Genomic DNA, 4,885 nt, shown 5'->3' with positions numbered 1-4,885 from the left:
CTACTTTCATAAAAATATATGTCTGTTAATAACGTAAAGCGTAACCATGTATTCAGATATCGCTTACCTTCAGTAGAGTTCTTCTCACTATTAATATCTATAATCATATCAGTATTGCCGTATTATTAGGAGATTCAGACATCAGTTTGCATTGATCACCAAACAGTACACGACAATTATTGTCGCATCGCTCTCTAGGCTGTTATTAAAATCATTAAAAAAGCCAAATACATTTAGTATTTGGCCTTGATAGTTTTAGCTGCAATCGACTAGATGATAACTCACGGGCTTTCTCTAATAGTGAAAATTTCTATGTTGAAAGACAAATTGGTGAGGATGAAAGCATTTTTGCTAGTAAAGTGGCAGAAAGATTGGATGAAGGCTATATGACTTATCTCAGACACAAGCGCATGGAGGATTAGAAATCATACCCACCTGCATGAAAAAACTGTTAGCGAGTGATAAGTATTATACTGAGGCTTTAGTAAAAGAAGAGATGTTGATTAATTATCTCCTAGTGCTATCTTAGTATAGTGAGCGTGTCGCAAAGCTTTTACTTCTCTGCTAGTTGCAATCTTACCTTCCTCAAAGTCTTTAAAAATATGCTGAGTATCTGGATTGATAGGAATGTTATCTACTGCGAAACTGGCCAAAGTGGATGCAGTTATACGGCGTCGCTTTTCTATCTCTTTTTGACTTACTAGAATAGGACGATCATCAATAATTGATGCTTCAAGTTTAGAATATTCCATACTAGCTCCTATCGGTAGTAATAAAATTGTTCAGCAAGTCAGATAGTCTTCTATCTAGATAACTTTTCTCTCACTGATATGTCTTATTCGGCTGATTTAATTGTATTAACGATTTAGACATCGGTAAATCATGATTGTTTAATATCAAGAGCTATTGTGACTGAATAATTCGTACTTTTAGCATCTCCTAGAGTCGCATAACTTATTTGCTTTAAAGCTTTCTGAGACCTATATGGACTAAATAACTCATCAATAGTGTACCCCCTATGGCAGGATAGTTGTCACCCCTAAATAATAATTCCAAAGGGGACAATGAGGACACATCATGCCACGATATAGCGAAGAACGTAAACAGGCTATACTCAGCAAACTGCTACCCCCGCTGAGCCTAAGTGTTGCCGAGGTTTCAAGAAGTGAAGGCATCGGATTACAGACCCTGTATAATTGGCGTGCCCAAGCTAGAGAACAAGGTCACCCCATGCCATCGAACCATAAAACCCCTGATGACTGGTCAAGCGAAACCAAGCTTGCCACCATTATAGAGACGGCCACCCTAAGCGAGAGTGAACTTAGCGAATACTGCCGCAGCAAAGGCCTATATGTTGAGCAAATCAAAGCGTGGCGTACTGACGCCTTACAAGGCTTTAGCAGCAGCAAACAACAAAGCCTGAAAGACAAGCGTCAGCAGCAGAGCGATCGCAAACAGATCAAACAACTCACCCGAGAGCTTGCTCGAAAAGAAAAGGCTTTAGCTGAAACTGCCGCCTTACTGGTATTGCGAAAAAAGTTGGAAGCGTTTTGGGAGGAGCACGAGGACGACTGACCTTGCTCCCTAAGCGCAAGCAATACATAGACTGGATACAAGAGGCCAATCACTCAGGAGCCAGACTTAACCTTGCCTGTATTGAAGTTGGCATTAGCATCCGCACCTATCGGCGCTGGTACCGCGCAGGTCACGTGAATGGTGATAAACGGTGTGACGTCGTGCGCCAAGCTCCTAAGAATAAACTGAGCGCCTCTGAACAAGCCGCCATCCTAGCCGTGTGCAATCAGCCCCGCTTTGCCAGTCTGCCGCCCACCCAAATTGTACCGACCCTGCTTGATGAGGGGATATATCATGGCTCAGAGTCTACCTTTTATCGGGTGCTGAGGCAGCATGAGCAATTGGCTCACCGCGGTCGTGCACTTGCCCCTAAAGCCTCAAGCGCCCCAAAGACCTTTACTGCCACTGGCCCTTGCCAAGTGTTCTGCTGGGATATCACCTATCTGCCAAGTCCGGTACGGGGTCAGTTCTATTATTTGTACATGATAGAGGATGTCTATAGCCGTAAAATTGTTGGCTGGGAGGTTTATGACCACGAGTCAGGTGTACTGGCAGCTCAGCTGCTTGCGCGTACTTTAATCAGTGAGAATGCATTGCACACTGGGGTGGTGCTACACTCAGACAATGGGGCACCGATGAAAGCTCAAACCATGCGCATGAAAGCGTATGAGCTTGGGGTACTCACCTCTTACAGCAGACCGCGTGTCAGTAATGACAACCCGTTTGCAGAGTCTTTATTTAAAACCTGCAAGTATCGCCCTAATTGGCCTATCGATGGCTTTAAGAGCTTAGATGCGGCAAGACGATGGATGCTGAGCTTCACGCGCTGGTACAACAATGAGCATAAGCACAGTCAGCTGAACTTTGTGACGCCCAATCAGCGCCATACGGGTGAGGATAAGGAAATACTGGCGAAGCGTCTGCTCACGATGCAGCGCGCTAAAGATGAAAACCCGATACGTTGGGGAACTCAGGAGGTGAGGAACTGCGAGCCTGTAGGGCCAACAACGCTAAATCCTGTAAAAGAGCAACAACAGCAAAGATTACAAGCCGCTTAATTTAGCTTGATGGTGACAACTACCTTGAAAAACTCCGTGAGTCAGCGGCGATTAAAGCCCATGGTCAAGTAAATGTAAAAACTTACACTAATAAATTTATGCCCATGTTTCGTGCGGTTGCACACGATGATATAACATCATCGACAGTTAAAATTGTCTGTGCAGGTCGCGATGAGACCGTGGTGGGCATTCATGCCGTCGGGTCAGATGTGGATGAAATTTTACAAGGATTTGCTTTGGCAATGAAAGTTGGTATTACTAAAGCAGATTTAGAAGAGACATTTACCATTCATCCAACAAGTGCAGAAGAATTTTTAAGTTTTAACTAAGCGGATATAAAGTGAGTGAATATTGAAAGTAAATGAGGTTAGCCGTTATAAGCAACGTCTAACCTCGCTATAAAACAGTTAGTTGATAGCAGCAAACAAATCATTCAATGCTTCACTCATACTAGGGTGGGTAAAAATATGATCACGCACCTGCTGGTAGGTTAAGCCTTGACGGATTGCTAAATCCATAAAGTTAATCAATTCATGCGACTCGGCACACAACAGTTGCACACCCAAGATTTTATCAGTTTTAGCATCTACTACGGCCTTAAGCAGCCCATCAGCTTGTTCTAAGATATTGGCTTTAGGAATAGTTGCTGCATCTAGTGTGGCGGTTTTAATGTCATAACCTTTATCTTTTGCCATTTTTGCGGTCATACCGACATTAGCAAGTGGCGGATTGACAAACACCGCATAAGGGAAAGTACGGTCTTTGGTGGTGTAACTGCCATCGCCCAATACTTGGCTTTTAACTACACGATAATCATCGAGCGAAATATAGGTAAATTGGGGGCTGCCTGCCACATCGCCCATCGCATAGATATTCGGCACGTTGGTTTGTAATTTTTCATTGACAGCAATATAACCTTTATCGGTAAGCTCAATGCCCGCTTTTTCAAGGTTTAGCCCTTCGGTATTGGCTCTGCGGCCTGTAGCAACCAAAATCGCATCGGCATGCAGTTCGCTATCAGCGGTGGTAATTGTGGCTTGCTGTCCACTATCGCTTATTTTTTTGATTTGCTGATTAGTTTTGACTGTAATATGCTGTTTTGCCATGATAGCGAGTAAAGTTTTGGTGATATCTTCATCTTCTCGTGGTAAAAAGGTATCGCCTGTTTCTAAAATCGTCACTTCACTGCCAAACCCTGCAAAAATAAAGGCAAACTCTAGCCCGATATAGCCACCACCAATAATAACGAGCTGTTTTGGTAAATCGGTTAGTTGCATGATACGGGTGCTGTCGTAGGCAAATTTGCTGTCTTTTAACCCATCAATCGGCGGCTGCCAGTTATACGCCCCTGTATTGATGTAAATATAATCAGCAGTGATGGTCAATGTGTCAGTATCGGTGACGACCTGCACGGTTTTATTATCAATAAAACTGGCTTTGCCTGTAATCACTTCGGCATTATCTAGACTATCAACTTTCTCAAAGTTGGCATGATTAAGTTTATCAATTAAATCGTTCTTTTTGCTAACTGCTTGAGCAAGTGATGGTTGTACGTCATGACCATAAGCTAAGAAGGCTAATTTTTTTGAGGGAATACAGCCAATATTGATACAGGTACCACCATACATGGTAGCGGACTGCTCCACTAAAATCACGGATTTGCCTGTCTTGGCTAAAGCTTGTGCCAGAGTTTTACCTGCTTTGCCAAAGCCGATAATCAGATGTTCGATGTGTTTTATGGTCACTGTGAGCCCCTCTGTTTTTATGATTGATTATAAGTTTTATGATTAAATAGAACTTGCTCCATAGTGTAATGATATAGTAGAGATATGCAATTTTATTAATAAAATTTAACATATTAATACCCCACTCTCAACACTTTTAAGCGGGGTTGAAACAAAAAAGGCATGAACTTAAACTTTAATCAATGACCAAAAAGATTAGAGAACAAGCCATGCCCATCGACGAATTTATCATTAAAATCTATCTAATGGTAGATGACTACTACAAAAAGATTGTAACAAACCGGCTAAGACAAGGCGGATATGCACCAAAGCTAACCGACAGTGAAATTATTACCATGGAAATAGTGGGTGAGTTTTTACAGATGGACACCGACTCACAAATCCATCAGTATTTTAAACAGCATTGGCAAACATGGTTTCCACAAATAGGCTCATATCCCAACTTTGCCAAGCAGTGCGTCAATTTGTTACAGGTAAAAACTTTGATACAACAGCATATCGTTAAAC

General features: G+C 42.3%; 3 protein-coding genes and 2 pseudogenes. 3 read left to right on the top strand and 2 right to left on the bottom strand.

Translation table 11 applies throughout. The features are described from left to right. Positions 1 to 503: 503 nt before the first annotated feature. Positions 504 to 752, bottom strand: coding sequence for an antitoxin VbhA family protein (locus ACT3QP_RS14110; protein ID WP_443563061.1), 249 nt, complete (start codon positions 750 to 752; stop codon positions 504 to 506). A 325-nt stretch (positions 753 to 1,077) separates the two neighbouring features. Here ACT3QP_RS14110 and ACT3QP_RS14105 point away from each other — a divergent pair. After that, positions 1,078 to 2,633, top strand: a protein-coding gene (locus ACT3QP_RS14105; RefSeq protein WP_444525940.1) for an IS3 family transposase whose coding sequence is annotated in 2 segments (ribosomal slippage) — positions 1,078 to 1,531 and positions 1,531 to 2,633 — 1,557 coding nt in all. Because the reading frame shifts where the segments join, the coding sequence is not laid out codon by codon here. Between the two features lie 47 nt (positions 2,634 to 2,680). Next, a pseudogene (locus ACT3QP_RS14100) lies at positions 2,681 to 2,962 on the top strand (glutathione-disulfide reductase); the annotation flags it as partial. Between the two features lie 78 nt (positions 2,963 to 3,040). Here the strand turns inward: ACT3QP_RS14100 and ACT3QP_RS14095 are convergent. Further along, a complete protein-coding gene (locus tag ACT3QP_RS14095) occupies positions 3,041 to 4,378 on the bottom strand; it encodes an FAD-dependent oxidoreductase (protein WP_089111068.1) in 1,338 nt (445 codons plus the stop codon). Between the two features lie 209 nt (positions 4,379 to 4,587). Here ACT3QP_RS14095 and ACT3QP_RS14090 point away from each other — a divergent pair. Beyond that, positions 4,588 to 4,885 (top strand): annotated as a pseudogene (locus tag ACT3QP_RS14090) (IS982 family transposase); the annotation flags it as partial.

It is taken from the genome of Psychrobacter sp. AOP7-B1-24, from assembly GCF_052376215.1.
Classification (GTDB): domain Bacteria; phylum Pseudomonadota; class Gammaproteobacteria; order Pseudomonadales; family Moraxellaceae; genus Psychrobacter.
Note: the sequence above shows the minus strand (reverse complement) of the source record. Positions and strands in the feature narration are given on the sequence as shown.

Bases quoted from the DNA above. Each gene is read 5' to 3' on its own strand.
- ACT3QP_RS14110 (WP_443563061.1), bottom strand. From the start codon at position 752: ATGGAATATTCTAAACTTGAAGCATCAATTATTGATGATCGTCCTATT.